Source organism: Actinomadura spongiicola (assembly GCF_003432485.1).
Classification (GTDB): Bacteria; Actinomycetota; Actinomycetes; order Streptosporangiales; family Streptosporangiaceae; genus Spirillospora; species Spirillospora spongiicola.
On the sequence record NZ_QVNQ01000004.1, the window covers coordinates 167,444 to 193,443 of the forward strand.

At 69.3% G+C, this 26,000-nt stretch carries 31 protein-coding genes, 2 tRNA genes and 2 pseudogenes; 20 read left to right on the forward strand and 15 right to left on the reverse strand.

Features of this window, described 5'->3' with window-relative positions; all coding sequences use genetic code 11:
* Nucleotides 1-43: 43 nt before the first annotated feature.
* Together D0T12_RS13525 and D0T12_RS13535 are read left to right on the forward strand one after the other, a co-directional pair.
* Nucleotides 44-1,063 carry an aldo/keto reductase gene (locus D0T12_RS13525; protein WP_117399915.1) on the forward strand — a complete coding sequence of 340 codons (1,020 nt, stop codon included), beginning with the start codon at nt 44-46 and terminating at the stop codon, nt 1,061-1,063.
* 254 nt (nt 1,064-1,317) lie between these two features.
* Nucleotides 1,318-2,100 (forward strand): annotated as a pseudogene (locus D0T12_RS13535) (IS701 family transposase).
* 472 nt (nt 2,101-2,572) lie between these two features.
* Here D0T12_RS13535 and D0T12_RS13540 read toward each other — a convergent pair.
* The 4 genes from D0T12_RS13540 to D0T12_RS13555 form a co-directional block, all read right to left on the reverse strand.
* Nucleotides 2,573-2,986 carry an MscL family protein gene (locus D0T12_RS13540; RefSeq protein ID WP_117399918.1) on the reverse strand — a complete coding sequence of 138 codons (414 nt, stop codon included), beginning with the start codon at nt 2,984-2,986 and terminating at the stop codon, nt 2,573-2,575.
* A gap of 223 nt (nt 2,987-3,209) precedes the next feature.
* On the reverse strand, nt 3,210-3,812 hold the full coding sequence (locus D0T12_RS13545; protein WP_117399919.1) for an RcpC/CpaB family pilus assembly protein: 603 nt from the start codon (nt 3,810-3,812) through the stop codon (nt 3,210-3,212).
* On the reverse strand, nt 3,809-4,636 hold the full coding sequence (locus D0T12_RS13550) for an S-methyl-5'-thioadenosine phosphorylase (protein ID WP_117399920.1): 828 nt from the start codon (nt 4,634-4,636) through the stop codon (nt 3,809-3,811). The genes D0T12_RS13545 and D0T12_RS13550 overlap by 4 nt, the downstream gene beginning before the upstream one ends.
* A gap of 135 nt (nt 4,637-4,771) precedes the next feature.
* Nucleotides 4,772-6,901 (reverse strand): MMPL family transporter, encoded by a 2,130-nt coding sequence (locus tag D0T12_RS13555; RefSeq protein ID WP_199487441.1) that lies wholly within the window; start codon nt 6,899-6,901, stop codon nt 4,772-4,774.
* A gap of 818 nt (nt 6,902-7,719) precedes the next feature.
* On the opposite strand from D0T12_RS13555, the gene D0T12_RS37160 reads away from it, so the two are divergent.
* Nucleotides 7,720-7,953, forward strand: a complete 234-nt coding sequence (locus tag D0T12_RS37160) for a hypothetical protein (RefSeq protein ID WP_325050814.1) — start codon at nt 7,720-7,722, stop codon at nt 7,951-7,953.
* A gap of 14 nt (nt 7,954-7,967) precedes the next feature.
* Here D0T12_RS37160 and D0T12_RS37165 read toward each other — a convergent pair.
* From D0T12_RS37165 to D0T12_RS13570, 3 genes and pseudogenes are all read right to left on the reverse strand, one after another.
* A pseudogene (locus tag D0T12_RS37165) lies at nt 7,968-8,150 on the reverse strand (FmdB family zinc ribbon protein); the annotation flags it as partial.
* Between the two features lie 127 nt (nt 8,151-8,277).
* Nucleotides 8,278-9,762 carry a potassium/proton antiporter gene (locus tag D0T12_RS13565; protein WP_117399923.1) on the reverse strand — a complete coding sequence of 495 codons (1,485 nt, stop codon included), beginning with the start codon at nt 9,760-9,762 and terminating at the stop codon, nt 8,278-8,280.
* Between the two features lie 410 nt (nt 9,763-10,172).
* Nucleotides 10,173-10,754 (reverse strand): 5-formyltetrahydrofolate cyclo-ligase, encoded by a 582-nt coding sequence (locus tag D0T12_RS13570; protein ID WP_117399924.1) that lies wholly within the window; start codon nt 10,752-10,754, stop codon nt 10,173-10,175.
* Nucleotides 10,755-10,786: 32 nt separating this feature from the next.
* Between D0T12_RS13570 and galU the strand changes: the two genes are divergently transcribed.
* The 9 genes from galU to D0T12_RS34860 all read left to right on the forward strand — a co-directional run bounded on the left by galU (nt 10,787) and on the right by D0T12_RS34860 (nt 16,971).
* Complete coding sequence (galU, locus tag D0T12_RS13575; RefSeq protein WP_117399925.1) at nt 10,787-11,707, forward strand: UTP--glucose-1-phosphate uridylyltransferase GalU; 921 nt, start codon at nt 10,787-10,789, stop codon at nt 11,705-11,707.
* Between the two features lie 84 nt (nt 11,708-11,791).
* Entirely contained in the window at nt 11,792-13,000 is a 1,209-nt protein-coding gene (gene glp, locus D0T12_RS13580; protein ID WP_117399926.1) for a molybdotransferase-like divisome protein Glp, read from the forward strand.
* A gap of 5 nt (nt 13,001-13,005) precedes the next feature.
* Nucleotides 13,006-13,476 (forward strand): cyclic pyranopterin monophosphate synthase MoaC, encoded by a 471-nt coding sequence (moaC, locus tag D0T12_RS13585; protein ID WP_199487480.1) that lies wholly within the window; start codon nt 13,006-13,008, stop codon nt 13,474-13,476.
* The gene (locus D0T12_RS13590) at nt 13,473-13,952 is read left to right on the forward strand and encodes a MogA/MoaB family molybdenum cofactor biosynthesis protein (protein WP_117400419.1); all 480 of its coding nucleotides are present in this window, start codon (nt 13,473-13,475) and stop codon (nt 13,950-13,952) included. The genes moaC and D0T12_RS13590 overlap by 4 nt, the downstream gene beginning before the upstream one ends.
* A gap of 28 nt (nt 13,953-13,980) precedes the next feature.
* Entirely contained in the window at nt 13,981-15,096 is a 1,116-nt protein-coding gene (gene nagA, locus D0T12_RS13595) for an N-acetylglucosamine-6-phosphate deacetylase (protein ID WP_117399928.1), read from the forward strand.
* Nucleotides 15,097-15,179: 83 nt separating this feature from the next.
* On the forward strand, nt 15,180-15,800 hold the full coding sequence (locus tag D0T12_RS13600; protein ID WP_117400420.1) for a GNAT family N-acetyltransferase: 621 nt from the start codon (nt 15,180-15,182) through the stop codon (nt 15,798-15,800).
* A gap of 215 nt (nt 15,801-16,015) precedes the next feature.
* Complete coding sequence (gene sepX, locus D0T12_RS13605) at nt 16,016-16,576, forward strand: divisome protein SepX/GlpR (protein WP_117399929.1); 561 nt, start codon at nt 16,016-16,018, stop codon at nt 16,574-16,576.
* A 47-nt stretch (nt 16,577-16,623) separates the two neighbouring features.
* Nucleotides 16,624-16,697 (forward strand) — tRNA-Ala (locus tag D0T12_RS13610).
* Nucleotides 16,698-16,752: 55 nt separating this feature from the next.
* Nucleotides 16,753-16,971, forward strand: coding sequence for a hypothetical protein (locus tag D0T12_RS34860; protein ID WP_147339497.1), 219 nt, complete (start codon nt 16,753-16,755; stop codon nt 16,969-16,971).
* A gap of 69 nt (nt 16,972-17,040) precedes the next feature.
* On the opposite strand, the gene D0T12_RS35325 is transcribed toward D0T12_RS34860, so the two are convergent.
* From D0T12_RS35325 to D0T12_RS13640, 7 genes are all read right to left on the reverse strand, one after another.
* Nucleotides 17,041-17,211: a hypothetical protein gene (locus D0T12_RS35325; RefSeq protein WP_158581491.1), complete on the reverse strand. Its 171-nt coding sequence runs from the start codon at nt 17,209-17,211 to the stop codon at nt 17,041-17,043.
* 9 nt (nt 17,212-17,220) lie between these two features.
* Complete coding sequence (locus tag D0T12_RS13615; protein WP_147339498.1) at nt 17,221-17,523, reverse strand: hypothetical protein; 303 nt, start codon at nt 17,521-17,523, stop codon at nt 17,221-17,223.
* An 86-nt stretch (nt 17,524-17,609) separates the two neighbouring features.
* Nucleotides 17,610-17,888, reverse strand: a complete 279-nt coding sequence (locus D0T12_RS13620; protein WP_117399931.1) for a hypothetical protein — start codon at nt 17,886-17,888, stop codon at nt 17,610-17,612.
* A gap of 85 nt (nt 17,889-17,973) precedes the next feature.
* Nucleotides 17,974-18,369 (reverse strand): hypothetical protein, encoded by a 396-nt coding sequence (locus D0T12_RS13625; RefSeq protein ID WP_117399932.1) that lies wholly within the window; start codon nt 18,367-18,369, stop codon nt 17,974-17,976.
* Nucleotides 18,366-18,611, reverse strand: a complete 246-nt coding sequence (locus tag D0T12_RS13630) for a hypothetical protein (RefSeq protein ID WP_147339499.1) — start codon at nt 18,609-18,611, stop codon at nt 18,366-18,368. The genes D0T12_RS13625 and D0T12_RS13630 overlap by 4 nt, the downstream gene beginning before the upstream one ends.
* Nucleotides 18,611-18,808, reverse strand: coding sequence for a hypothetical protein (locus D0T12_RS13635; RefSeq protein ID WP_147339500.1), 198 nt, complete (start codon nt 18,806-18,808; stop codon nt 18,611-18,613). Before D0T12_RS13635 ends, D0T12_RS13630 begins: the two co-directional genes overlap by 1 nt.
* A gap of 26 nt (nt 18,809-18,834) precedes the next feature.
* Entirely contained in the window at nt 18,835-19,365 is a 531-nt protein-coding gene (locus D0T12_RS13640; RefSeq protein WP_117399935.1) for a hypothetical protein, read from the reverse strand.
* A 197-nt stretch (nt 19,366-19,562) separates the two neighbouring features.
* Between D0T12_RS13640 and D0T12_RS13645 the strand changes: the two genes are divergently transcribed.
* The 4 genes from D0T12_RS13645 (at nt 19,563) to D0T12_RS13660 (ending at nt 22,343) form a co-directional block, all read left to right on the forward strand.
* Nucleotides 19,563-20,837, forward strand: a complete 1,275-nt coding sequence (locus D0T12_RS13645; RefSeq protein WP_147339501.1) for a helix-turn-helix domain-containing protein — start codon at nt 19,563-19,565, stop codon at nt 20,835-20,837.
* Complete coding sequence (locus tag D0T12_RS13650; RefSeq protein ID WP_117399937.1) at nt 20,837-21,403, forward strand: GNAT family N-acetyltransferase; 567 nt, start codon at nt 20,837-20,839, stop codon at nt 21,401-21,403. Before D0T12_RS13645 ends, D0T12_RS13650 begins: the two co-directional genes overlap by 1 nt.
* A gap of 175 nt (nt 21,404-21,578) precedes the next feature.
* A tRNA-Ala gene (locus D0T12_RS13655) sits at nt 21,579-21,643 on the forward strand.
* A 325-nt stretch (nt 21,644-21,968) separates the two neighbouring features.
* Nucleotides 21,969-22,343 (forward strand): hypothetical protein, encoded by a 375-nt coding sequence (locus D0T12_RS13660; RefSeq protein ID WP_147339502.1) that lies wholly within the window; start codon nt 21,969-21,971, stop codon nt 22,341-22,343.
* 587 nt (nt 22,344-22,930) lie between these two features.
* On the opposite strand, the gene D0T12_RS13665 is transcribed toward D0T12_RS13660, so the two are convergent.
* A complete protein-coding gene (locus D0T12_RS13665; RefSeq protein WP_147339503.1) occupies nt 22,931-23,293 on the reverse strand; it encodes a hypothetical protein in 363 nt (120 codons plus the stop codon).
* 810 nt (nt 23,294-24,103) lie between these two features.
* Between D0T12_RS13665 and D0T12_RS13670 the strand changes: the two genes are divergently transcribed.
* The 4 genes from D0T12_RS13670 to D0T12_RS13680 all read left to right on the forward strand — a co-directional run bounded on the left by D0T12_RS13670 (nt 24,104) and on the right by D0T12_RS13680 (nt 25,988).
* Nucleotides 24,104-24,724, forward strand: coding sequence for a TIGR03086 family metal-binding protein (locus D0T12_RS13670; RefSeq protein WP_158581492.1), 621 nt, complete (start codon nt 24,104-24,106; stop codon nt 24,722-24,724).
* A 125-nt stretch (nt 24,725-24,849) separates the two neighbouring features.
* Entirely contained in the window at nt 24,850-25,296 is a 447-nt protein-coding gene (locus D0T12_RS13675; protein ID WP_147339505.1) for a DUF6084 family protein, read from the forward strand.
* 42 nt (nt 25,297-25,338) lie between these two features.
* Entirely contained in the window at nt 25,339-25,470 is a 132-nt protein-coding gene (locus D0T12_RS37010) for a hypothetical protein (RefSeq protein WP_267900398.1), read from the forward strand.
* Nucleotides 25,467-25,988 carry a DUF892 family protein gene (locus D0T12_RS13680; RefSeq protein ID WP_117399942.1) on the forward strand — a complete coding sequence of 174 codons (522 nt, stop codon included), beginning with the start codon at nt 25,467-25,469 and terminating at the stop codon, nt 25,986-25,988. The genes D0T12_RS37010 and D0T12_RS13680 overlap by 4 nt, the downstream gene beginning before the upstream one ends.
* The last annotated feature ends 12 nt before the right edge of the window (nt 25,989-26,000 follow it).

A 26,000-nucleotide genomic window follows, 5' to 3' on the forward strand; every position in this document is an offset into this window, starting at 1 on the left:
AGCGGGCCGGACCAAGCCGCGCATCACATCAGGGAGAACCGTCATGAGGTACCGGACCTTGGGCCGCACCGGAGTGCAGGTCAGCACACTTGTCCTCGGCGCGATGAACTTCGGCGCCGTGGGACGTACCACCCAGGACGAGGCCACCGCCATGGTCGACGCCGCTCTGGAAGGGGGTATCAACCTCATCGACACCGCCGACATGTACAGCCAGGGCGTGTCGGAAGAGATGGTCGGCAAGGCCATCGCCGGCCGCCGTGACGACATCGTCCTGGCCACCAAGGCGAACTCGCCCATGGGCGACGAGCGCAACCACCGGGGCAGTTCGCGTCGCTGGCTCATCACCGAACTCGACAACAGCCTGCGCCGTCTCGGCGTCGACCACGTCGACCTCTACCAGATCCACCGGTGGGACCCGACGACCAGCGACGAGGAGACGCTGTCGGCCTTGACCGATCTCCAACGCGCGGGCAAGATCCGCTACTTCGGCTCCTCGACCTTCCCGGCCTATCGCATCGTGCAGGCCCAGTGGGCCGCCCGGGAGCACCACCTGAGGCGCTACGTCACCGAACAGCCCAGCTACTCGATCCTGCAGCGCGGCATCGAGACCGACGTGCTTCCCGTCACCGAGGAGTACGGGCTCGGCGTGCTGGTGTGGAGCCCGCTCGCCTCCGGTTGGCTGTCCGGCGCCGTCCGCGCGGGCAAGCAGGTCACCACACACCGCTCGACGATGATGCCGGAACGTTTCGACCCCGCCCTGCCTCATAACCGGGCCAGGTTCGACGCCGTCGAGCAGCTGGCCGAGGTCGCCGACGAGGCCGGTCTCTCAATGGTCCAGCTCGCGCTCGGTTTCGTCACCGCACACCCGGCCGTGACCAGCGCGATCGTCGGCCCCCGTACCGTGGAGCACCTCCATTCCGCGCTCGCCGCCGCGGACACGGTCCTGTCCGACGACGTGCTGGACGCCGTTGACGCGATCGTCGCCCCGGGCGTCGACCTCGCCGCCCACGAGAAGCACGACACCCCACCCGCCCTGCTCGACAAGACTCTGCGCCGCCGCTGACGGCCCACACGATGGCCAGAGTGAATCGCCGAGCCGGCCTTGGGCCGACTCGGCGGCCTGGGAGGAAAGAGAAGAGGGGTTGGCAGCGGGCGAGCCTAGTGCGGTTCCAGTTCCCGCCGAGGTGCCAGATCTTCTTCTTTCCCTTGGTCTTGCCGTTGACACGAATGCATTTGGTTCTGTAGCCCCATCCAGTGAGGTAGATGCGGACCTTGATGTAGCTCTTGTGGTTGCAGCGATTGTTGAAGTGGAAGGTCGTGGACCGGTCGCTTGGCGAGAAGGAGACGCAGCGGCTGCTCAACCATGCCCGCTGGGACGCCGATCTGGTGCGGGATGCGCTGCGGGCGCAGGTGGCCGAGCGGCTCGGCGACGCCGGTGGGGTGCTGGTGGTCGACGACACCGGGTTGGAGAAGAAGGGCCGCCTCAGCGCGGGGACGCAGCGCCAGTAGACCTGCAGGGCAGGCAAGATCACCAACCGCCAGATCGGGGTGTTCTGTTCCTATGTGAGCCCCGACCGGCAGCGGGTCCTCATCGACCGGGAGCTGTATCTGCCCGAGCCTTGGTTGCCCGACCCCGGCAGGCTCGCCGGTGCGGGCGTCCCCGAGCGCGCACGGTTTGAGACCAGGCCGGAGATGGCCTGGCGGGTGATCGAACGCGCCGCTGATGATCCGCTGCTGCTGTTCGGGTGGGTGACCGGCGACGAAGCCTACGGCGACCACCCGCAGTTGCGCCGCTGCGCCAGCCGCGGCGCGAACTCGGTGTTCGCGGTCTCCTGCGACCACCCTGTTGTGCTCGGCGGCGCCGCTCCAGGGCTGATTCCGCCTTCGCCGCAGTGGGTGAGGCGGCGTGGCAGCGGCGCTCGTGCGGGGACGGGGCCAGGTGCCGCCGCTGGTACGACTGGGCGTGGATCGGCCTGGACCAGCACGAGGGCGAACACGAATGGATGCTGGCCCGCCGATCAATCAGCGACCCCACCGACCCGGCCTTCTACCGGTGCCGGGCCGACCGGCCGGTCAGCCTCTCCCAACTGGTACGGGTAGCCGGCTCCCTGGAGCGTCGAGGAATGCTTCCAGGTGCCCAAGATCGAGGTCGGCGCCACCAAGAACGAGGTCGGCCTGGACCACTACCAGGTCCGCACGCACACCGCTTGGTACCGGCACGGCACCTTGGCCATGATCGTCCACGCCCACCTTGCCTTCCTGGCCGCCAGTCCACCTCCAGACCCGAGCAATGACGGCGACGGCGAAGGCGAAGCCGACGACCTCGCCACACAGGGGGCCCGACCAGCAAGGACGTTCACGTCCCGACGGCTCAGACAGGAACGAACCCGACGAGTTGGTCCCACTCACCGTCAACGAGATCCGCCGCCTGCACGCCCATCTCCACCACTACCGGCACCACCCAGACACCGAATCCACTGGTCACGCCGGCGACGCCACCACCAAGCCCGCGCCCGCCGCTGCCACTACCAACGACAACGACGCCTCATCGATCACAAAATGCGGTTGGAGACTAGTAGGTGGGTTCGGCGGTGGGGGTTACATCGGCGGTGCAGTAGCGGCAGCGGGTGGCCTTGATCGGAATCTCGCTGAGGCAGTGCGGGCATTCGCGTTCGGTGGCCTCCCTGCCGCGGTCCATGCGCTCGATGAGTTTGGCCGTCGGCAGCACCACCAGGAAGTACACGATCACGGCCGTGATGGTGAAGGCGAAGGCCGAGGTCAGGAAGACCCCGTAGGGAAACTGCGTGCCGCTGATCGTTACGGACAGGCGGGTGTAGTCGGGTTTACCGCCGATCAGCGCGATCAGCGGTGTGATGAAGGAGTTCGCGAAGTCCTTCACGAGGCCCGCGAACGCGGCTCCGATGACGAACGCGACCGCGAGGTCGACGAGGTTTCCGCGGAAGAGGAACTTCTTGAATCCGCTCATGCCGGGGGCTCCAGGGGGGTCGGGGGTCGAGAGCGCAAGAACGGCTACGGATCGTAATGAAGCCCCAGGGGGTTCGCCAAGTCGTGTGCGGGTGGGAGAGGGGTGATGACGTGGGGACTTGTGGTCGAGGGCAGGAAGAGTTCGTACGAAGACCCGTGTGTCGTTGGTCGTGACGGACATGTCGGGGCTGTTGTCGATCGGGCCGGGTGGTCGGCTGTCTCGGTCAGTGTGGGCGGGCGGTGATCGTTAAGGAGAGGGGGGCGGTGGTTCCCGCCAGAGCCGCGGACTGTGCGCGGTCGGTGGCCAGGACCACCAGTGCTCCCTCGTGGGCGCCGTCCTCGTTCGGGGGTGGAACGGCGAGGACCGGGACCGCGGTGACCACGATGCGGGCCTGGCCTGGCTGGGGTGCCGTTTCCCGTGGGGCGGTCAGGACGTCGATGTGATCGCCCGGGCGGACGAGGCGGACGGCGTCGGCGTCAGCCATGCGGACGGGGGTGGCGACCGTGCCGGGGCCGTGGCCGCGGAGGAGGGCGGCGCCGACGACGCGGGCGTCGGTGAGGGGCTCGCCTTCGCGCATGGGGCCCGCGAGGACACGGCCCGTCCCGCCGGAGCGTAAGGCGCCGGAGGGGACCGATGGGGGAGGGAGTCGCACCGGGCGCAGGTCGGAAGGGGCGAGGGTCTTCCCGGCGGGGAGGTCGCGGGCGGCGGCGAGGACGTGGACGGACGGCGGTGGCGCGGGGCGCAGCGCCACCAGGGCGAGGCCGGTGGCGACCGCGGCGAACAGGGCCGCCAGTGGACGCCGCAGGCGGGTCGACCGGGCGGTCACGGAAGCTCCAGGGGCAGCTTCATCCCGTCCAGGACGTTCGGGCACGGGCACTGGCGGTCGGCGGGCAGGGTCTGGACGATGTCGGCGACGAGGGAGCGGAGGCGGCCGATGTTCTCGCCGAAGACGCGGAGCACCTCCTCCATCGTGACGCCGTCGCCCTCCTCGATGCCCGCGTCGAGGTCGGTGACGAGGCACAGCGGGGTGTAGCAGAGCGCCAGTTCGCGGGCGAGGACGGCCTCCGGGTGGCCGGTCATCCCGATCAGCGTCCAGCCCTGGGAGGCGAACCACTGGGATTCGGCGCGGGTGGAGAAACGAGGCCCTTCGATGACGACGAGGGTGCCGCGGTCGACGGGGTCCCAGCCGGAGGCGCGGGCGGACGTCACGGCGGTTCGGCGGCCCGTCGGGCAGTACGGGTCGGAGAACGAGACGTGGACCGCGGCGCCGTCGTCGTAGAAGGTCTGTGCCCGTCCGGACGTGCGGTCGGCGAGCTGGTCGGGGACGGCGAGCGTGCCGGGGCCGTGGTCGCGGGTCAGGGAGCCGACGGCGCTGGGGGCCAGCACCTGCCGGACGCCGAGGGAACGCAGCGCCCACAGATTGGCCCGGTACGGGATCTTGTGGGGCGGGAACCGGTGGTCGCGGCCGTGCCGGGGGACGAACGCGACGCGGCGGCCCGCCAGTTCGCCGACCGCGATCGTGTCGCTCGGCGGACCGTACGGGGTCTCGACCCGCACCTCCTCGATGTCGTCGAGGAACGAGTAGAAGCCGGAGCCGCCGATGACGGCGATCTCGGCGGCGGGCTGGGAACCGGAAGGCTGAGTGGACATGGCGCCGACACTAGCCACCCCGCGTCGGCGTCCGTCAGCCGTCCGCCGATTGTGGATAACTCACCGAGAAGGGGCCCGGCATGGCCGGGCCCCCTCCCTTCCCCGTCCCGGCCGAAGCCGGGGGACCGTGTGGCGTCAGCCGACCGGGTCGAGCACCTTGGACTGGTCGGCGGACGGTTCCTCCTTGGCGAGGCGGCCCGGTGCCCAGATCCGCCGACCGATGTCGTACGACAGGGCCGGTAGCAGGAGGGACCGGACGATGAAGGTGTCGAGCAGGACACCGAACGCGACCGCGAAGCCCATCTCGACCATGAACACCAGCGGCAGCGTGACCATGGAGGCGAACGTCGCCGCCAGGACCAGACCCGCCGAGGTGATCACACCGCCGGTGACGGTGAGGCCGCGCTGGATGCCGCGGCGCGTGCCGAGGGTCTGCGACTCCTCCCGGACGCGATGCATCAGGAAGATGTTGTAGTCGACCCCGAGCGCGACCAGGAAGATGAACGCCAGCAGCGGGAATCCGGAGTCGGTGCCCTCGAACCCGAAGCCGTAGTCGAAGATCAACGCGCAGGCGCCGAGCGAGGCGAGGAACGACAGCACGACGGTGCCCATCATCAGCAGCGGCGCGACGACGGCGCGCAGCAGCGCGATGAGGATCAGGAACACCACGCCCAGCACGATCGGGATGATCACCTTGTTGTCGCGGGTGGCCGCCCGCTTGATGTCGAGGGCCGTGGCGGTCATGCCGCCGACCTTGGCGTCCGCGGACGGCACCTTGTGCACGTTGCCGCGCAGCGCGTCGATGGTGGTGCGCGCGGCCTCGCTGTCGGCCGAGCTCTTCAGCACCGCCTCGTACTTGACCAGCCCGTTCGCGGTGGCGGGCGGGCCGACCTCGGCGACACCGGGCGTGCCGCGGACGGCCTCGGCGATCTGGCCGGACGCCGATGCCTGGCCGATGACGACGGCCGGTGCGCCCGATCCGGCGGCGAAGTGCCGGGAGACGACCTCCGAGCCCTTGATCGAGTCGGGGCGTCCGGTGAACTGCCCGGAGTCGGACAGCACGTCGGCCTTGAGCGAGCCCAGACCGAAGGTGAGGACGATCAGGCCGAGCATGGTGACGGCCCAGAGCATGCGCGGGCGCCTGCCGACCAGACCGGCGATGCGGCTCCAGACGCCGTGTTCGGCCTCGTACGCCTCCGGCTCCAGGTACTTGGCGTCGTACCGGGGGATCAGCGGCCAGAACAGCCAGCGGCCGAAGATGACGAGCAGCGCGGGCAGCAGCGTGGTCATCGCGGCGAGTGCGGTGACGATGCCCGCCGCGGCGACGGGACCCATGCCCGCGGTGGAGTTCAGTTCGGCGAGCATCAGGCACAGCAGACCGATGGCGACGGTGGCGGCCGACGCGATGAGCGCGGGTGCGGCGCGGTGCAACGCGAACGCCATCGCCTCGTGCCTGTCCTCATGCCGGTGCAGTTCTTCCCGGTAGCGGGCGACGAGCAGCAACGCGTAGTCGGTGGCCACACCGAACACAAGGACCGTCAAGATACCGGCGCTCTGTCCGTTGACGGTGAGGTCCCCGTACTTGGCGAGCAGGTACACAAGCGACTGGGCGAGCCCCAGGGCGAACAGGGCACTCAGGACGGGCACGATCCACAGGACGGGACTGCGGTAGATGAGCAGCAGCAGGACGATGACGACACTGCCCGCAGCCATGAGCAGGAAGCCGTCGATGGTCTCGAACACCTTGAACTGGTCGGCTGCCATGCCTCCAGGACCGGTGACGTGCGTGGTCAGTCCGGGTGGGCCGCGCTTGGCGTGTTCACGCGCGTCCTCGACCGCCTTGATCGGATCATCGTCGGTGAGGGGGACCAGCGTCTGAAGGGCCTTGCCGTCCTTGGACGGGAACGGTCCCTGCGCCTTCTGCGCGCCGGGCAGCTTCTCGAACGTGGCGACGTCCGAGGTGGCCTTCGCGCGGTCTTGGGGGGTGATGCCGCCGGACCGCTCGTAGACGACGACCGCGACCATGGTCTCGTCCTTGCGGAACTGCTTCTCAAGCTCGACGACCTGCGTCGACTCGGCTCCGCCGGGGAGCCAGGACGCGGCGTCGTTCTTCTCGACGTCACCGAGCTTGCCGGCCAGCGGGCCGAGGGCGACCAGCAGGATGACCCACAGGGCCAGGACCGCCCACTTGGTGCGCCGACCAGCGATCACCGCGGCCATGCGGTAGCCCCGCGATCTGGGTGGAGCCGGGCTCTGTTCGCTCATGTTCCTCTCCTGTGCATCCTGGCGATCGAGATATGTCGCGTTCGCTTAGAGTGTCTCGATCGCCGAGACATGTCAAGTAGTATCGCGATTTTTCCCACGCCGACGTGGCAACAAATCTCTAGATAAGAGTTTCTCTACTAGCGAGAGTGTTGTCAACTGGAACGGTGTGATCCAGTCGTCCCCGTCTCTCCCATCGTCTCCAATGGGTCTGACACTCTGCCTCCGGCGAGAGACCGGATCTGGGCTACTCCCTTGGGGGCAAGGGGCGTCCGCGCCTATACCCCTTGAGATGTAGCAGTCGCTGTGATCTGCGACACATCCGTCCAATCGCATCTGTTCAGGGCGTTGTGACCCGCTTCACGGCAGTCGAAACGGGCGGCTGGGGCTCACTTCCTTCGCGGGTAGGAAGACGCAGACAACGAACCAGGGCGTCTACAGCCGCGCCGGGCAACTCTCGGACATCCCGACGTGCGAGTCGCCTCCCAACGTCACCGAGCCCGACAGCATCGACGAGGCGGTCCGCCAGGTACGCGCGGACGCGGAGACGGGCCTCCACGGGCTGGTCGGCGAATGGCGTAGCGCCCCACGCCGTGCACTCGAACGAGGCAAGGACGCAGTCGTGCCTCCGCGTGCCGTCAAGGGGATGCGCGCGGTCGCAGGGGCGAACGCATCGTCGGCGAGGTGCGAGCGATTCCGAGACCGACGCGACTTCACGCGGCGTCCTGACGGGACCCCCGTCGGCTGGTCGTAGGAACCTCGCGAGGACGTGGTGGAGGCAAGGGCGGAAGCCGGAGGCCGCCCGGTCGGACTCTGGTCCGGTGGGCCGCCTCCGGTTCGCGGAGAGGTTCCTCGGAGGTCAGGCGACCTTTTCGGAGGAAGACGAGGAGGACGTGCTGGAGGACGACGAGTCGCCACCAGACGAGGAAGAGGACGAGGAGGACGAAGACGACGAGGAGGCGTCCGACTTGGACGACCCGTTCGTCGAGGACGAACCGTTGGACGAGGTCCCCGCCGTCGAGGACTTGCCGGAGCCGCGGCTGTCCGTGCGGTAGAACCCGGAACCCTTGAAAATGATCCCGGCCGCCGAGAAGACCTTGCGGAGCTTGCCGTCGCACGCCGGGCATTCGGTCAGCGCGTCGTCGCTGAACTTCTGCACGACCTCAAGAGGCTCGCCGCACTCGGTGCAAACGTACTGATACGTCGGCACGGTTCCTCCTCGCTGACTCAGCCCGGCCGCCCGGGCTGGCACTCACTCTTGACGACTGCTAATGGTACCGATGCTTGGAACAGTATTCGCCCCCCGGTCTCTTCCCTGGCCGGTCGCCGTCATGTCGGCCAGGGATCAGCCTGGTGGGAGATGCCGTCGAGAACATGGTTCAGGTGCCCGTCTCGCCGAACCAACCCGCCAGCCGTCCCTTCCGGCTGACGGCGCGTAGACGGCGCTCGGTGGCGTCGCGCACGGCGGTGGTCGTCACGACCAGGAGGGTGTCGCCCGCCTGCAAGGGGGTGGTGGGTTCCGGGACGAAACTCGACCCGTTCCGTACGACGAGGGTGACGGACGCGCCGGGCGGCAACCGCAGTTCGAATATCTCGACGCCGCTCAGCATGGAGTCGGCAGGTATCCGAACTTCCAGCAGGTCCGCGTGCAGTTCCTCCAAGGGGGCGGCTTCCACGTCCAGTTCCCGGGCCTGCTCGTCGCCCTTCAACCGGCACAGACGGGCCGCCAGGGGCAGGGTGGGCCCCTGGAGGAGGGTGAACAACACGACGATGTTGAAGACGATCGAGAACAGCCGGTCGGCGCCTTCGACGTGTTCCACCATCGGGATGGTGGCGAGGACGATCGGGACGGCGCCGCGCAGCCCCGCCCACGACGCGAACATCTTCTCGCCCCATGAGAACTTGAATCCGATCGTCGACAGCCACACCGACAGGGGACGGGCGATCAGCAGCAGCACGAACCCGATCACGAGTGCGGGCACGATCTGGCCGGGCAGTTCGCTGGGGGAGGCCAGCAGGCCCAGCATCACGAAGAGGCCGATCTGGGCGAGCCAGCCGACGCCTTCGGCGAAGCCGCGGGTGGCGGGACGGTGCGGGAGCCGCGCGTTGCCGAGGACGACGGCGCTGACGTACACGGCGAGGAATCCGCTGGCGTGCAGGAGGGTCGCCGCGCCGTAGGACCCGATCGCCAGCGACAGCACCGCGATCGGGTAGAGGCCGGACGCGGGCAGCGCGATGCGGCGCAGGCCCTGCGCGCCGAGCCAGCCGATGGCGATGCCGAGGATGCCGCCCGCGACCAGTTCGTACACCATCACGCCGAGGAGTTCGGCGATGTTGGGCGCGCCGGCGTGCGCGCTGAGCGTCACCACGATGATCACGACGGGGGCGTCGTTGAAGCCGGACTCGGCCTCCAGCAGCCCGCTCAGCCGGGACGGCAGCGGCAGCCGCCGCAGCACGGAGAACACGGCGGCGGCGTCGGTCGGGGCGAGGACGGCGGCGAGGAGGAACGCGGGCTGCCAGTCCAGGCCGACCAGCCACATGGCGGCGAGCGCGACAACGACGATGCTGATCAGCGTGCCGATCGTGGACACGCTGAGCGCGGCGGGCACCGCCGGGCGGACGTGCCGCCAACTGGTGGTGACGCCACCTTCGGCCAGGATCAGGACGAGTGCGGCCAGGCCGAGCGTCTCGGCGAGTTCGACGTTGTCGAAGTTGATGTGGAGGGGGCCGGACTCGCCGATGAACAGGCCGAGGCCCATGTACGCCAGGAGGGTGGGGAGCCCGGCCTTGTGCGACAGTCGGACCGCAACGATGGCGCAGAGTACGAGCGCGGACCCGAGGAGTAGCCAGATGTCGAGATGCACATCCCGCCCTTCGGGTCGACGAAGTTGATCGTTTAGGAATCCTACAGATTCGGTGGCCGATCGCATACCTGTGGTTCAGGGACAGCCGCCGTGTGTGCTCCCCAACGTCGTCTGACCTGCGCATTTACCCCGTTGGCGATGTTTTGCACGTCATGTCCCATAACGTCGGGGGTGGGCGGTCACTCACCCTTGCCGCGAGTTGCAGCAGTGACGGGACGGACGTCCGGCCCCGCGGACGCGCGTGGACGCCACAACGTTCGGGCGGAACCGCGGCGAGGCCCCGAGCCCCTCCGGGAAGTCACCTCCACGGCTTCACCGGCCAGACCGAACGGCCCCCGGACAACACCCTCCTCAATCGGTGGCACACACCGGCCACACCGTGCCCCACCCTCACCGGGGCTCCTGACCGTTCACCCGAGCCGTACAAACCCCTCGGACGGCGTCACCACGGCGCGGACCCGCTGGTCATGGGGTTCGGAGGGCAGTGTCGGGAGCAGTTCCGTCTCGTACAACGGCGCCACCGTCAGGATCGCCGGTCCGACACGTGCGAGCGCGCGGTCGAACGACCCGCCGCCGCGTCCGAGCCGCATGCCCGTCCGGTCGACCGCGACCGCCGGGGTGAGGACGACGTCCGCGCTGGCCACCGCGTCCGGCCCGCGCGGCGGCTCGGACGGCTCCAGACACCCGCGCGGCCCCGGAACAAGCGAGTCGGGCCCCTCATAGGACGCCCAATCCAGGTCACCGTCCGGGAGCAGCCTGGGGAGCAGCACGTACGTGCCCCGTTTCCACAGCGCGAACAGCAGCCCGCGCGTGTCCGGTTCCGTCCCGATCGAGACGTAGGCCGCGAGGGTTCCGGCCATCTCCACCTCCGGGACGGTCAGCAACGCGTCCCGGATCGATCGTCCGGCCGCGGCGCGGTCCTCGGGCGGCATGGCCGCGCGTCGTGCGAGCAGGTCGGCCCGCAGTCGGGCCTTCGAAGCGATGTCGTGCACGTGCTGTCCTCACGGATGGCTAGGGTCTGTCTATGGCCCACTCTGCACCTGTGCTCAAGGCCGTCGTCCCGGCGGCCGGTCTCGGTACCCGATTCTTGCCCGCCACCAAGGCGACGCCCAAGGAAATGCTGCCCATCGTCGACAAACCGGCGATCCAGTACGTCGTCGAGGAGGCGGTCGACGCCGGGCTCAGCGACGTCCTGATGGTCACCGGACGGAGCAAGCGGTCCATCGAGGACCACTTCGACCGGGCCTACGAGCTGGAGGAGGCCCTGCGCGCCAAGGGCGACCAGGAGCGGCTTGAGGCGGTCCACGAGTCCAGCGACCTGGCGATCATGCACTATGTGCGGCAGGGGGAGCCGCGCGGGCTCGGGCACGCGGTGCACTGCGCCCGCCAGCACGTCGGGGACGAGCCGTTCGCGGTGCTGCTCGGCGACGACATGATCGACTCCCGTGACAAGCTGCTGCATCGCATGATCGAGGTGCGGCAGCGGCTCGGCGGCAGCGTGGTCGCGCTGATGGAGGTCGAGCCCGACCACGTCTCGGCGTACGGGTGCGCGGCCATCGAGGCGACCGACGAGGACGACGTCGTCCGGATCTCCGACCTCGTCGAGAAGCCCTCGGTGGAGGAGGCGCCGAGCAACTGGATCATCATCGGCCGGTACGTCTGCGACCCGGCGGTGTTCGACGTCCTGGAGAGGACCCCGCCGGGACGCGGCGGCGAGATCCAGTTGACCGACGCGTTGCGGACCCTCGCCGACATGCCCGCCGAGCAGGGCGGCGGCGTCTACGGCGTCAAGTTCCGCGGGCGCCGCTACGACACCGGCAACAAGCTGGAGTACCTGTGCACGGTCGTCCAGTTCGCCGCGGAACGTCCCGACCTGGCGCCGGAGTTCCTGCCGTGGCTGCGCGAGTTCGTCAACGAACACGACAAGGCGGCGGGCGACGCCTGATCCTTTGACGGCACGTCACACGGCGACATCGGGGGGATGGGACGGCATGAGACGGCTCGACGGCTCGCGACGGCGTGAGACGGCATGAGAACGGTTGACGAGCACCTGGCGGACATCCTCGGCAGCGTCGCGGTCCTGCCGCCGCTCGACCTGGCGCTGCTGGAGGCACAGGGCGCGGTCCTGGCGGAGCCGGTGTCCGCGCCGGTTCCGCTGCCGCCGTTCGACAACTCCGCCATGGACGGCTACGCCGTCGTCGCGGCCGACATCGCGGCGGCCACCGAGACGGATCCGGTCGCGCTGCCCGTCGTCGGGGACATCGCCGCTGGCGACACCGGCGTCTCGGCGATCCGGCCCGGTCTGACCGCCCGGATCATGACCGGCGCGCCGCTCCCGGCGGGCGCCGACGCGGTCATCCCGGTGGAGTGGACGGACGGCGGCAACGCCACCGTCCTGATCTCGCGGGCCGCGCCGCCCGGCCACTACATCCGGCGGGCGGGCGAGGACGTCTCCGCTGGTCAGGTCGTTGTGGCCGCGGGCACGCGGCTCGCCGCCCCGCAGCTCGGCATGATCGCCGCGGTGGGACGGTCGAGGGTCACGGTCCGCCCGCGTCCACGCGTCGTGGTCGTCGCCACGGGGGACGAACTGCGCGAGCCGGGCGATCCGCTCGCCCCCGGCCAGATCTGGGAGTCCAACGCCTACATGCTCACCGCCGCCGTCGTCGAGGCCGGGGGAGTGGGCTACCGGCAGGCCACCGTGGAGGACGAGCCCGGCAGGGTACTGGAGATGCTCGAAGACCAGCTCGCCCGCGCCGACGCCATCGTCACCACCGGTGGCGTTTCCATGGGCACCAGGGACGTGGTCAAGGAAGTGCTGTCCGGAACGGGGACGGTGGGTTTCCACAAGGTGCGCATGCGTCCCGGCAAGCCCCAAGGGTTCGGTCTCCTGCAAGGCACACCCGTGTTCACCCTCCCGGGGAACCCGGTCAGTGCCTACGTCTCGTTCCAGGTCTTCGTCCGTCCCGCGCTACGCGCCATGCAGGGGCTGGAGCCCGAACCACTGCCGAAAGTGAGCGCCGTCCTCGCCGAGGACGTGAAGTCACCGCCGGGGCTCCGCCACTACCTGCGCGCCGAACTGTCATTCAGCAACGGTTCCCACACGGTCACCGCGGCAGAATCGCAGGGTTCTCACCAACTCGGCTCGCTCGCTTCGGCGAACGCGCTCATCGAGTTGCCGGAGGACGTCGAAGCCGTCCCCGCCGGTTCCCACGTGGAGGTCATGAGGTTGCCGTCATGAGTGCCATGGGCTCCGAATTCACTCACCTGGACGAGACGGGCGCGGCCCGCATGGTCGACGTGTCGGCGAAGGACGTCTCGTCCCGTACGGCGACGGCGACGGGGTTCGTCCGTCTGTCGAGCGCCTGCGTCGCCCTCCTGCGCGCCGGGGACATTCCCAAGGGGGACGCCCTGTCCGTCGCCCGCATCGCCGGGATCATGGGGGCGAAACGCGTCCCCGACCTGGTTCCGCTGTGCCACCCGATCGCGCTGCACGGCGTCACCGTCGACCTGGAGGTCCGGGACGACGGCGTCGCGATCACGGCCGTCACCCGCACCGCCGACCGGACGGGCGTGGAGATGGAGGCGCTGACGTCCGTCTCCGTCACGGCGCTCGCGCTGGTCGACATGGTCAAGGCCATCGACCCCGCCGCCGTGATCACCGACGTGCGGGTCGAGGAGAAGACCGGCGGCAAGACCGGAACGTGGCGACGATGATCAGAGCCATGGCGGTGACCGTGTCGAACCGGGCCGCGGCGGGCGTCTACGCGGACAGGTCGGGGCCGGTCCTCGTCGCCCTGCTGGAGGACCTCGGCTGCCAGGTGGACGGCCCGGTCGTCGTCCCCGACGGGGAACCGGTCGCCGACGTCCTGCGGGACGCGGTCGCCTCCGGCTACGACGTGGTCGTCACGACCGGCGGAACCGGCCTCACCCCCACCGACCAGACCCCCGAAATGACACGCCAAGTGATCGAATGGGAGATACCGGGCATTGCCGAGGCGGTCCGGCTGGAGGGACACACCACGGTGCCCACCGCGATCCTCTCCCGTGGCGTCGCGGGCGTCGCGGGCCGCACGCTGATCGTCAACCTCCCCGGCTCGACCGGCGGCGTCCGCGACGGCATGGCGGTCCTCGGCCGCGTCCTCGCCCACGCCGTCGACCAGATCAACGGCGGCGACCACCCCCGCGCCTAGGAGTCCCCACCGCCGAAGGAGATCATCGATGACCGTCCTGACCGACGCCAGGATCGTCCTGCCGGACGGCGTCCACCACGGCGACCTGCACATCGCGGACGGCAAGATCACCACAGCGGCGGCGGTCTCCGACGAGACGATCGACCTCGGCGGGCGGCACGTCGTCCCCGGGTTCGTCGACATGCACGTCCACGGCGGCGGAGGCGCCTCCTACCAGCTCGGACGCCCCGACGAGGCGCGTCGCGCGGCGGCGTTCCACCTCGCCCACGGCACCACGACCACGATCGCGAGCCTCGTCAGCGGCGGGCCCGACGAACTCCGCGACGCCGTCACCGGTCTCGCGGACCTCGCCGACGACGGCGTCATCGCGGGCGTTCACCTGGAAGGCCCCTACCTCGCCCCCGACCGCCGCGGCGCGCACGACCCCGCCCTGCTACGGGCCCCCGACCTCGCCGAGTTCCGCCGCCTCCACCGCCTCGGCCGCGGCCACCTCCGCATGATCACCCTGGCGCCGGAACTCCCCGGCGCGCTCGACCTCGTCAAGGAGGCCGCCGACACCGGCGTGATCGCCGCCGTCGGCCACACCGACGCCCCCGGCGCCGTGGCCCGGGCCGCGTTCGACGCGGGAGCGCGCGTCGCGACGCACCTGTTCAACGCGATGCGGCCGCTGCACCACCGGGAGGGCGGCCCGATCGCCGCCGCCCTGAACGACCCGCGCGTCACCATCGAACTGATCAACGACGGCGTCCATGTGGAGCCCGCCGTGGCCCGCCTGGCGTTCACGACCGCCGGACCGTCCCGCGTCGCGCTGATCACCGACGCGATGGCGGCGACCGGAATGCCCGACGGCGATTACCGCCTCGGCGTGATGGACGTGGAGGTCCGCGGCGGCAGCGCCGTCCTCGCCGGCGGAACGTCCCTCGCGGGCAGCGTCATCACCATGGCGGACGCGTTCCGCCAGACGGTCGTCCACCTCGGCGTGCCCGTCCACGAGGCCGCCGAGGCCACGTCCCGCACCCCCGCCCGGGCGCTCGGCCTGGACACGCGGATCGGATCGCTGGAACCCGGGAAGGACGCCGACCTCGTCGTCCTCGACGACGACTTCCGCGTCGACTGGGTCATGAAACGCGGACGTCGCGTGTGACGAACGTCCCGCGTGCCCGATTTCTCGGGAACAATTGATGGCGTTCGGACGTCCGACCAGGGAATCATGGAACCGTGGAACGCTTGCGGGGATGGCCTGTCACCCTGACCGAGGGCTCCGTCGGGCTACGCCCGCTGCGGCACCGCGACGCCGCCACCTGGCGTGAACTGCGCGTACGCAACGCCGACTGGCTCCGCCCCTGGGAGCCCACCAACCCAGAGACGCCGCTCTTCCGCAGCGGCCTCGGCCCGTACCTGAGCATGGTCCACACCATGCGCCGCGAAGCCCGCCAAGGCCTCGCCCTCCCCTGGGTCGTCACCTACGACGACCGGTTCGCCGGGCAGCTCACGATCGGCGCGATCGTCTGGGGCTCGGCCCGCTCCGCCCAGATCGGCTACTGGATCGACAGGCAGGTCGCCGGCCGCGGCGTCATTCCCACCGCGGTCGCGCTCGCCGTCGACCACTGTTTCTTCACCGTCGGGCTCCACCGCCTGGAGGCGAATATCCGCCCCGAGAACACCGCGAGCCGCCGGGTCGTCGAAAAACTCGGATTCCGGGAAGAGGGAATTCGCCGCCGCCACCTGCACATCGACGGCGCCTGGCGCGACCACATCTGCTACGCCCTCACCGTCGAGGACGTCCCCGGCGGCCTGCGCGCACGCTGGCTCGCCGAGCGCAGACAGGCATTTCCCCGGCGCACTTGAGTCCGCCGTGACTTTCCCTCCGTAAGATTCCTGCGTCCGAGAAGCCCGAGCAAACGGAGAGTAACGGCGAGATCGATCTCGCGACACACCGCCCCTTATGCTCGTCAACCTCTGACAGCCCCTCGTACCGTGCGGGACGTGGCCCTGCTCCCATTGCACGTTCGCGCGCCGAAAGTCGGCCCGCCGGCGGAGCGTGCCCCGGGACGGTGGAGCCGATGAGCAGCGCGGTCCTGTACCTCGCCATCGTCGCCGTCTGGGCCATCGTCCTCGTACCCATGTGGCTCCGCCGAGACACCGAAACCACCGGAATCACCCGGCTCCTCCACAAGCGCTCCGAGGAGCCCCTCGTCGAGGACGACGAACCCGAAGAGATCCCCGACGAGATCCCCGAGGCGATCCCGGAGCCGCGTCCCCGCCGCCGCACCACCCGCGCCACCGTCATCGCCCGGCGCCGCCGCCGCACCACCGGCCTCACGGCCCTCACCATCACCGCCATGGCCATCACCGCGTCCGGCCTCGCCCCCTGGTGGATCACCGTGCCCCCGGTCGTCCTCCTGGCCGGCCACCTGGCCCTGCTCCGCGTCGCCGTAGGCATGGACACCGCCCGCCGCCAAGCCGCCGCCGCGGCCGCCCGAGCCCGCGCCCTAGAAGCCCGCCGCGCCGCCGAAACCCCCCAACCCACCGACACCACCGAGCCCGCCGAGGTCATCGAACTCGTCCCCGCCGACGACGTCTTCGACCAGTACGCCGACGACCGCCGCGCCGTCGGCGAATAACCCGTGCACAACCACCCTCCCAAGTTTGCTAACCTTACGGAGTCCTCGGGGCTGTAGCGCAGTCCGGTAGCGCACCTCGTTCGCATCGAGGGGGTCAGGGGTTCAAATCCCCTCAGCTCCACCCAAGGCCAGGCCTTCTTTCTGGGCCTGGCCCCCAGTCCCACAACCGTCCCGTTGTGGGAATTCTGTGGGACGCTGATGGAATCGGCGGCGTTCGCGCCGCCGTTCTTCTTTTCTCGCCGGGCCTTCATCCGTTCGTCCAAGACGGCGACCGGCGACCCGTCCGACAGTTCCAGCCGGGCGTCGAGCACGGCTTCCCACCGCGCCGTCAGCGCGTCGAGCAGTTCGGCCCGCATCCCGTCGGTAAGTCGGTAAGCATGATTTCGTTCATGTGATCCTTCGGCGCGCTGGGGGAGATGGAGCCGCGGCCTGGATGCGCGCCGGCTGACCCGGGCCGCGGGGTCTCAAGGCCGCTCGATGACGGCAGGATCTTCGCTGTCGGCCAAGCGGGCGTTCATGGCGTCGCAGAACCGGCGCGCCAGTTCCGGCGCGTTGACCATGCCGATCAGGACGCCGTCCTCGGCGCCGCTCTGGTGGATGTACAGGTGCGTCCGACCTTGCGGTGTGGGCGTCACCGTTCAGTGCTACGTCGCTCCATTCCGCTGCCGGTAGGTCGATCCCTCTCGCAGGTCCTTGGCGATTTCCTCGGCGGCGGCGTCGGGGTCGACGGGGAGCGGTCGCCAGGGGCTGAGCGTCGCCAGCCGCACCCGGTAGGCGGCGCCGTCCCATCCCGCCACCAGAGGACTGGCGTCACCGTAGACGGCGCGCACGACCGGCCTGCCAGTGCCGGTGTCGCGGTCGATGCGCACCGCCGCCTGCGGGGCGGCTCGGCAGAGCGCCGCCCGCAGACGTTCGACGGGGTTGAAGGTCCCGGTTCGCTGTGTCACGGATGCGGTGATGAGCAGACGCCATGGGAGGGGCCAGACGGCCGCCGCTGCATGGGCCGTCCGTGCGTAGGCGAGGTCGAGGCGGATCACGGGTGCTCGATCCTGACGCCGAGTTCGGCGGCGATGGCGTCGGCTGCCTGCTCTGGGTCGGCGGGCAGCGACTCATAGGGGCCGTCGCCGTGCCGCCACCGGTAGGCGGTGCCGTCCCAGTCGGCGGTCAACGGCCCGGCCTGCCGGTAGGTGATCCGCACGTGTGACAGGCCGGTCTCGTCGTCGCGGACGACGGCCGCGGCCACCTGGGGGGCGCGCCGCCGGATCGCGGTGTGCAGCCGCTCGGCGGGGCCGAAGCTGTTGAAGGTCAGCACGCCACACCGGGCGGCCCGTGACCAGGGTGTGGCGTGGAAGGGCGGCGCGGCATGGACGGGGAGCCTCGGCGGCGCCGCCCCGGGTTTAGATCTGGCGTCGCAACATCCGCGTGGCGACGTCGAGCGGCACGATGCCGGAATCGGTGATGATGTAGGTTCCGGCTGTGCCGTCGATCACGTAGCCGTCGGTGGCGCCGGTCGACCTCAGAGCGCCGCAGATCTCGACCGCCGCGTCGATGATGCGGTCGGCCGGGGCGATCGGGTGTGGCGTTGGGCCGTGCAGCCAGAACCACAGCTTCCCGGCGTCGTCCGGCCGGGGGTGGCACATGACCAGCACGGAGCGACGGCGACCCGTCTGGTTCGAGGGAGTGGTCACCAGCAGACCGGTCCCTGCGAACTTCAGGTCCGAACCGCACGTGGTGAGGTGCTCCTTCAGCACTTCAAGGCGCGAACGCGCCTGCGCCTGCTGATGGCCGTTCATTCCTCACCCTCCATTCCGACCGTTCCGGGTTCCTCGACCGGTTCGACGCCCGGGATGCGCAGGAGCAACAAGCCCAACTCGATGGGGTCGCTCCCGCGGAGGTCGGTGATCACGGCGGGCCGCGCCGCATAGTCGCCCCTGCGCTGCGCGTGCCAGCGCGGCTGGACCGCCTGCCACGCGAACCACCAGTTTGGGAACCGCCTGCGCAGGACCTCCAGCTGCCGGCACTCCTCCCGTGTCATCACCGCCACCAGCTCCGCGCGGACACGATCCGCTCGCCGAGCTGCCCGGGGGTGTCGGCCTCGACCAGGCACCGGCCGTCCACCATCGCCCACCAGCGGCCGGTGTACGGGCCGTGCCAGGCGCAGACGCCGTAGCGGTACTCCAGCGCTCGGACAACCGTCGCGTAGTCCCAGGATCCAGGGGCCGCAGCGGCCAAAGGTCCCTGGGCGCACCTGGGCACGTTCACCGGACATACCGCTCGGCGCGTGCCCCGCCCTTGTCTTCCACCCGGACGGCCTGCCTGATGAGCGCCTCCAGCTCGGCCGGGCCCGTGGCCTCGGCCACCGGATGCCCACCCACCCAGTCGGCGCTGCGGTCACGCAACGCCACCCACGCGACATCCCGGCCCTCGGCGAACTCGATCCGCCAGTCGGGATGCTGGGCGCGGAGCCGGTCAAGCTCCTCCAGCACGCGCGGGTCCCTGGTGCCCGTCGGCGTGCCCGCAACAGCGGAGTGGGCGTCCTCGGCGTCGAGCGCGGCCTCCGCCCGCTCGACCGTGCCGATCTGCCTGGTGAGCCGCTCTACCGACTCGGCGCGCAGCCACCCCACGCCCCCAGCGACGCGGAAACGCCTGCTCTTACGGAACGCCTCCCACGACAGCTCGATCATCGGCAGGTGCTGGAACGTCCAGTCGGGGTGCGCGTCGCACAGCCGCTCCAGGGTCGCCTCGACCTCACCGTCCCCGGGCGGCGTCGGATTCGCTACCTTTCTCACAGCCGGACCTCATTTCCGGTCAGGCCCCGGGGGCACGGTGCCGACACACCGCCCGGGGTCGCTCTATGTGTCCTGGGACACCCGTTCGGCCTCTACTCGACCGCGTCCGGCGCTAGCTTGGAAGGTGTGGTTTGTAGGCCGCCAGGCTTGGACCACACCCTGATGCGGTCCACACCGAGACGAAACGGTGGGTGGCGATGTCCGATGAGTCGTTCGGGGAAGTGCTCCGGCAGCTCATGGATGAGCGCGAGATCGGTGTTCGCGCCCTGGCTAGGCAGGTGCCGATCGACCCGTCACACATCTCCAAGCTCCGCCTCGGCCATAAGGGCACGTCTGTGGCGACGGCCGCGCGACTCGACGAGATCCTCGGTGGCGGTGGCCGCCTCGTCGCCCTCGTTCAGACCACGGCGGAGGTCACGGGTCCCAGGCGAGCCGTCGGCGACATTGGCGACAATGAGGACGTGAAGCGCCGAACTCTGCTTGGCCTTATGGCTACCGCCGGACTCGCGAGTTCTCTGGCTCGTGACGCTGAGCCGCTACGCGATGCGATCGAGGCCGCGGTCGCTGCGGACGCCGACGACCGCGACGCCGACACCTGGGAGCGTGTCGCCTATGACTACGCCCACGAAGTTGGCTTTTCGCCCGCTGTCCTCCTCCAGCCGGAACTGGCGGCGGATTTCGTTGAGCTGACGCGACTGGTCCAGTCCGCTGGGGGAACGGCCCGGTCCCGACTGATCCACGTGGCCGCCCAGATGGCCGCCCTCATAGCCATCAACTTGACGAACCTGGGAGAGGGACGGTCAGCAAGGCGCTGGTGGCGCACCGCAGCCCGCGCCGCCGACCAGACCGGCGACCACATCGTCGCCGCCCGCATCCGCGGCCGGGCCGCCCTAATTTCTCTCTACACCGAGACGCCACGCCTGTCGGTTGTTAAGGCTGCGGAGGAGGCGATCGAGATTGGGCGGGGAGCCCCTGAGGGCATCGTCAGCGCGCACGCTGCCAAGGCGCAGGCTCTCGCCGAACTCGGTAGGCATGATGAGTCCGCGGATGCCCTCGAAGACCTGTACGGCGTGTTCGAGTCACTGCCCGAGACAACGCGGACAGAGCGAGGCAATTGGGGGTGGTCGGACGGCCGTCTGCACTTCGTCACAAGCCTCGTTCACACCTGTGCTGGAGACATCAAACCCGCAATGGACGCACAGGAGGCAGCGTTAGCCATCTGCTCGGACCGGAGCTGGAAATTCCGTGGACAAATCGAGATGCATCGGGCCGGTGTACTGATCCGCGCCGGAGAGGTCGACGAGGGTGCTCGTCACATGACGCGGATCCTGGAAACGCTGCCACCCGAGCAGCGTGGCGATGGGTTGCTGCAAGGCAGCGCGATAGCGTCGCTAAAGCTCGCGGCCCCCGTACACGGTGGGCGACCTTCGATCCGGCAGGCGCGTGAACTACTCGCATCCATAGGAGATTAATGATCTCGGACCTCACCATCACCCGCCATGACTCCGCCGACGCGGAGAAGATCCTCGACAGCGTGATCGTGCCGGTCTACATCGCATCGCATCAGGACGTGGTCGCTCAGCCGTTCTATTCGGCGGAGCGCTTCTCCGAACGTTTCCTCAGCTACACCAAGGTGCCTGGATTCCAGGCCGTCGTCGCTCACAAGAGCGGTGAGCCTGTGGGACAGGCGTTCGGGTGCACTCTGCCGGTAAAGACTCGTTGGTGGAACTCCCTGACCACACCGGTCCCGGACGGGTTCACCACCGAGACCGGGTCACGGACGTTCGGGTTCAACGAGCTGATGGTCGTCCCGGAATGGCAGGGCAAGGGCGTGGCGCACGCCTTGCACGACGCGTTGCTGGGCGGCCGGGCCGAGGAGCGGGCCACGCTGCTGGTCCGTGAGGACAACGAGTCGGCGCAACGGGCGTACGCGCGGTGGGGATGGCGCAAGGCCGGGAAGGCGCAGCCGTTCCCCGACTCCCCGCACTTCGATGTGATGATCGTCGACCTGCCGCTGGACGGCGTCGACATGCCGTAGGCGCGATGTCTCGGACGCACTGGCGACCCGCCTTCCAGGGCCCGGCCCGGCGACTACACCGCCGCGCCGGGTCCGTTTCCGCATGGGGAGGACCTGTGGGAAATCCGTGGGCCGATCATGAACGTCAGACTGGGGGATCCCGGGGCCCTAACCTGGCGTTTCCTGACCGCCGCACGTGAGAAGGCGGGTCTTACCTCGTTCGCATCGAGGGGGTCAGGGGTTCGAATCCCCTCAGCCCCACTTCGGATCTAGGGCCAGCATGGTCAGCGACTTTGTCGCTTTTCTGCTGGTCCTTCGTCATGTTTTCCCGGGGGGTGACCCCGGACCCCCGATCAGCAAACCTCACGTTCCTCTGGTGTTACGTCCTTCCAGGTCTTGATAGGGGCGCCAGAAATCAAGCAGGGGTTACCGTTGCGCTATATCACTAAGAGTACTTGCATCCATACATTGAGTAATCGCTGGAGGAGGCCCCGGTCGCACCGGACTCCTCCCGCGGCAACACCTGTCTTATCCCTTCACCAGGAAGAGAGGCTCCGTGTCCTCCATCACCAGGAAAACCGTCGCCTTGACCACGGCCGCCTTGGCCGCCGCCGGAATCGTCGGCGGACTCGCTCTGCCCGCGTTGGCCGATCTTGGCGGTGCCTCCGCCCCCGAAGTTCGCGCCGCCGCCATCGTCAACGCCGACGGCTCGGTCGTCCGCTCAAGGGGGGTCACCGGCGTCCGGAAGATCGCCACCGGTCAGTACTGCGTGCGGATGGACGATGACATCGACGCCAGCCGCGTCGTTCCGGTCGCTTCAGTCCAGTGGAGCAGCACCCCATGGGACGGAAACGTCTTCCTGCGGCACGACAACGCGGGCTGCGCCGACCGGGAAGTCTTCGTCGGCACCGGCGTCGCCGCTGGAGGGCGGGACATCGGCTTCCACATAATCGTGCCCTGATCTGATCAAGGGCGGAACACTGAAGATTGGAGCGGGCGAAGAGTTCAGCCCGCTCCAATCTGGCCCGCCCTTCCTGGGGCCGTGAGAGATAGGACGCCTCAAGAGAAGAAGCGGCTCAGCTATGCGAAAGACCGTCGTAACGCCTACGGGGAGAACGACAAGACGTCCCGGAAGGCGGTGCGGCTGAACAAGCGGATTCCTCATCGTGTCAACCGTCATCGTCTTCAGCGGGTTCTTCGGGATGCTACCGGGAGGCTTGACGCCGACAGGGCCGAGAGGCTTGGGGAGCGGGTGGGGCGGCGGCGCCTCGTTCGAGTTGAGCGGCGGCGCAGCCGTCGGGTGAAGCTTCGCACTCTTACTGAGGCGCGTGTCGCCACCGAGGGGACCGTCAAGCGGTATTGGTGATCCGGTTCTTGGTGGGTCTTTGGTCGTCGAGGCAGGTACTTGGGCAAACAGCAAGGTTGTGTGGAGCAGTGGAGTACTGCAACGGCGGCTTCCGCGTGTGTGCGTCAGCGCATGGTTGGTTAGGAGCGGTGCGGCCCTCGTCCCTTGGGGTGTGAGGTGGCCTTGGCGGGTGGAGGTGGGGGTTATCCGATGTTCAGGGTGCCTTTGACGTCGCGGAGTTGGACGACGCTCTGGGCCTGGCCGCTGAAGACGTTGACGACGCCGTCGTCGGTCGCGGACGCCTCGGTGTGGGCCTGGTTCCAGAGGCCCTCGAGTTCGCTGCGGAAATCGGGGTCCTCGTCCAGGAGGCGTCGGACGGCGCCCTGGAGGACTTCGGGCTCCTCCGCGCCACGGGCGAGGGCCCTCTCCTCGGACGGACGACCGTAGAACCGTTCACGGACGCGGCGGGTGATCTCCATGACGGCGGCGCGTACCGGTTCGCCCGCGACCTCGACGGCCTTGCCCGCCAGGGTGGTGGCGATCGCCACGGTCATCGGCTCTGTCATTCGTTCAGTTCATCACGTCAGGGACGTCTCTGAACAGACACTTCCTTGTTCGGCCGGGCTTGGAGTGCGGCCATTCTGAGAAGGTCGGCGTCCTCATGTGGTTTTTGGTGATTTGGGGGAGGTGGACGGCCGTGACGGTGCCGGCGTCTGGGGTTCGCCGTTCGCGGTGGGATCGGGGCCGGGTGATCTTTGGGTGGGAGGGACCGGGGTGGAGTGCTCAGGTCCGCCCCGGTCGCCATCACCACATGAAGATGCGCCAGCGCATGGTGATCCGATCTATGGAGAAGCGTCGCGCGCTGGTGCGCGCGACGCTTTGACGGGTCATCGCCCCGAGCTCCTCACCGGGGCGTGCGAGCCAGCCTAGCCCGTTCCAAACGCTTATGTCGCACGATCGGATGTTATTGCGGCTATGCCTGACACGCCCGTTTGGGTAGTGACGCGGATGATCGTTTCAGCTAATCGGGCATTTGGTGTGGAGAATTAGTTTTTCGGACACGGGGCGCGATCTTCCTGGACGGGTGGTGTTCCGCGCGGTCAAGGCGGGCTGTGCTCGCGGGGGTCTCCTGCTGGGGTCGCGTCACGGGGCGTCTGGCAGGCCGGTGGCCCCGGGGTGCCTCGCGCTGGTTGTGGTCAACGGGGGACAGGGGCCGGTGAAACGGGGGGTGGTTGACGTGAACGTTGGATTTTTGTGGGGTGTGCGACGTTTTGCTCTTCGGGGGATGGCGTCGCCGACTGAAATGGGTTCCGCGATGACTTCCCGTCGGGCGGGTGGTCTACCCCTTGGAGGCCGTCACGATGACTGGAGGACAGATGCATGCCGGGACGAATGCCCACCAGTCCGTGCCGGGGGGTGGTCCCCCCTCGGGGGATTGCCCGGTTCCCCTGGACGGCAGGCTGCTGGAGCGGGCGATCTACTTCGCGCTGACCGCCGTCCAGGGGGTTACGCCCGACATGCTGGGGCGTGGGACGCCGTGCGAGTCATGGAACCTCGAGATGTTGTTGCTGCATCTTCGTGACTCGCTCGCGGCGCTGTACGACGGCGTCTGCCTTGGACGTGTCGCGATGAATCCGGAGCCGCTCGTCCCGGAGGAGGATCCGGTGTCCGCGGTGCGGGTGCGTGCCGTTCGGTTGCTGCGCAAGTCCCTGTCGCCGGGGCGGGTCGAGATCGGTGACCGTGGCATGGACCGGGGGGTGATGGCCGCGGCGGGAGCGATCGAGGTGGCCGTGCACGGCTGGGACATCGCGCAGGCGTCGGGGTCGCGGTCGCCCATTCCGCCCGCGCTGGCGGACGAGTTGCTGGCGCTCGCGCCGCTGTTGGCGCCCGGGCCGCAGGAGCGGTGGCCGTTGTTCGCCGATCCGGTCGAGCCGGGTGTGGACGCGGGGTCGGGGGATCGGCTGGTCGCCCTCCTCGGGCGGCGGCCACTGAGTTGAGGCGTCCAGCCTCAGGTCCGTGCACGTCCGGCATGGCACCGGAAAAACTCTCCAATCCGTGATTGAAGGGGTTCGTGGCGGTGTTTCGTGCCGGGCGGGTGGGGCAGGTCCGAAAAGTGTTGATCATGAACGGTCCGCCGGAACTCGGTGTGGAGCTGGTCGGGTTCGAGGCCGGAACGTCCGCGGTGGCGCCCACCCTGAACCTGCGGGTCGGGCTGCGGCGGCTGGACGGCGGGCCCGTCCAGTGCGTCCTGCTCACCACGACCGTGACCCTGGCACCGTCCGGTCGGGCGTGGGCGCGCGGCGGCGCTACCGTGCCCACCTTCCGTGGGGGCACGGAGGCGACGTTTGGGTTGACGTGCGGCCATGACGTCAGGGATGAGGGGCGTCCTGGTGATGACGGCGGTGTGCCGCTCAGGCTGGCCTTCGACGGCACGGTCTTCTACCCGGCCGAGGACGGGAGTCGGCACACCGGGCAGGCCCCCTGGCGGCATGAGACGACGGCCCTGTTGCCCGTTTCGATCTGGCGCGACCTGCTTGCGAACCGACCGTTTGAACGTGGCCGGACGTAACCGTCCGGTCGCCCGTGAACACGACAGGGGAGGGAGTGAGAGATGAGCAAGGGAAACCGTCTGGGCCCCGGTCTGCTCCGGCTGACGGCTGCGTTGCTGGCGCTGGGCGTGCTCGCCGTGGTCGTCAAGGCGATGCCGACGCCGCGCCGACGGCGCGCGAGAAAGTCCGCATGACGACGATCGACAGGCAGTTGATCGGCTATCTGAAGGACGCGCACGCGCTACAGCAGCATGTGCAGGCCGCGCTCAGCGAGTTGCTGACCGCGGCGGCGGACGAGCCGGAGATGTGCGGACCGCTCGGCCGGTACGCCGAGCGGTCCCGGGCGCACACGCGGGCGGTCGAGGCCCGGTTGAGGGCGCACGGGTCGGCGCCGTCCCTCGTGCGGGACGCGGGGATGCTGTTCGCGGCGGTGGTCGAGGGCGGGCTCGGCCGCAGCCGCCGCGACCCCGTGGGCAGGCACATGCGGGATGCCTACGTCGCCGTCCACCTGCAGATCGCCGCAGGTGAGATGCTCCGGCGCGTCGCCGAGCGCGCCGGAGATCCCGAGACGGCGGAGGTCGCGGCGGCGATGTGCGACGACGCGTCCATGATGTCGCGTGGCCTGTCCGACCGGTGGGATCTGGCCGTGGACATGTCGCTCAGGCAGCACGGCGTCAGGGACGTCCCGCCGCCGCCCGGATCCGGGAAATGAGGGGTCGGCTGG

Bases quoted from the DNA above. Each gene is read 5' to 3' on its own strand.
- D0T12_RS13525 (WP_117399915.1), top strand. From the start codon at position 44: ATGAGGTACCGGACCTTGGGCCGCACCGGAGTGCAGGTCAGCACACTT.
- D0T12_RS13540 (WP_117399918.1), bottom strand. From the start codon at position 2,986: ATGAGCGGATTCAAGAAGTTCCTCTTCCGCGGAAACCTCGTCGACCTC.
- D0T12_RS13550 (WP_117399920.1), bottom strand. From the start codon at position 4,636: ATGTCCACTCAGCCTTCCGGTTCCCAGCCCGCCGCCGAGATCGCCGTC.
- D0T12_RS13555 (WP_199487441.1), bottom strand. From the start codon at position 6,901: ATGAGCGAACAGAGCCCGGCTCCACCCAGATCGCGGGGCTACCGCATG.
- galU (WP_117399925.1), top strand. From the start codon at position 10,787: ATGGCCCACTCTGCACCTGTGCTCAAGGCCGTCGTCCCGGCGGCCGGT.
- glp (WP_117399926.1), top strand. From the start codon at position 11,792: ATGAGAACGGTTGACGAGCACCTGGCGGACATCCTCGGCAGCGTCGCG.
- moaC (WP_199487480.1), top strand. From the start codon at position 13,006: ATGGGCTCCGAATTCACTCACCTGGACGAGACGGGCGCGGCCCGCATG.
- D0T12_RS13590 (WP_117400419.1), top strand. From the start codon at position 13,473: ATGATCAGAGCCATGGCGGTGACCGTGTCGAACCGGGCCGCGGCGGGC.
- nagA (WP_117399928.1), top strand. From the start codon at position 13,981: ATGACCGTCCTGACCGACGCCAGGATCGTCCTGCCGGACGGCGTCCAC.
- sepX (WP_117399929.1), top strand. From the start codon at position 16,016: ATGAGCAGCGCGGTCCTGTACCTCGCCATCGTCGCCGTCTGGGCCATC.
- D0T12_RS13625 (WP_117399932.1), bottom strand. From the start codon at position 18,369: ATGAACGGCCATCAGCAGGCGCAGGCGCGTTCGCGCCTTGAAGTGCTG.
- D0T12_RS13630 (WP_147339499.1), bottom strand. From the start codon at position 18,611: ATGACACGGGAGGAGTGCCGGCAGCTGGAGGTCCTGCGCAGGCGGTTC.
- D0T12_RS13645 (WP_147339501.1), top strand. From the start codon at position 19,563: ATGTCCGATGAGTCGTTCGGGGAAGTGCTCCGGCAGCTCATGGATGAG.
- D0T12_RS13650 (WP_117399937.1), top strand. From the start codon at position 20,837: ATGATCTCGGACCTCACCATCACCCGCCATGACTCCGCCGACGCGGAG.
- D0T12_RS13665 (WP_147339503.1), bottom strand. From the start codon at position 23,293: ATGACAGAGCCGATGACCGTGGCGATCGCCACCACCCTGGCGGGCAAG.
- D0T12_RS13670 (WP_158581492.1), top strand. From the start codon at position 24,104: ATGCATGCCGGGACGAATGCCCACCAGTCCGTGCCGGGGGGTGGTCCC.
- D0T12_RS13675 (WP_147339505.1), top strand. From the start codon at position 24,850: ATGAACGGTCCGCCGGAACTCGGTGTGGAGCTGGTCGGGTTCGAGGCC.
- D0T12_RS37010 (WP_267900398.1), top strand. From the start codon at position 25,339: ATGAGCAAGGGAAACCGTCTGGGCCCCGGTCTGCTCCGGCTGACGGCT.
- D0T12_RS13680 (WP_117399942.1), top strand. From the start codon at position 25,467: ATGACGACGATCGACAGGCAGTTGATCGGCTATCTGAAGGACGCGCAC.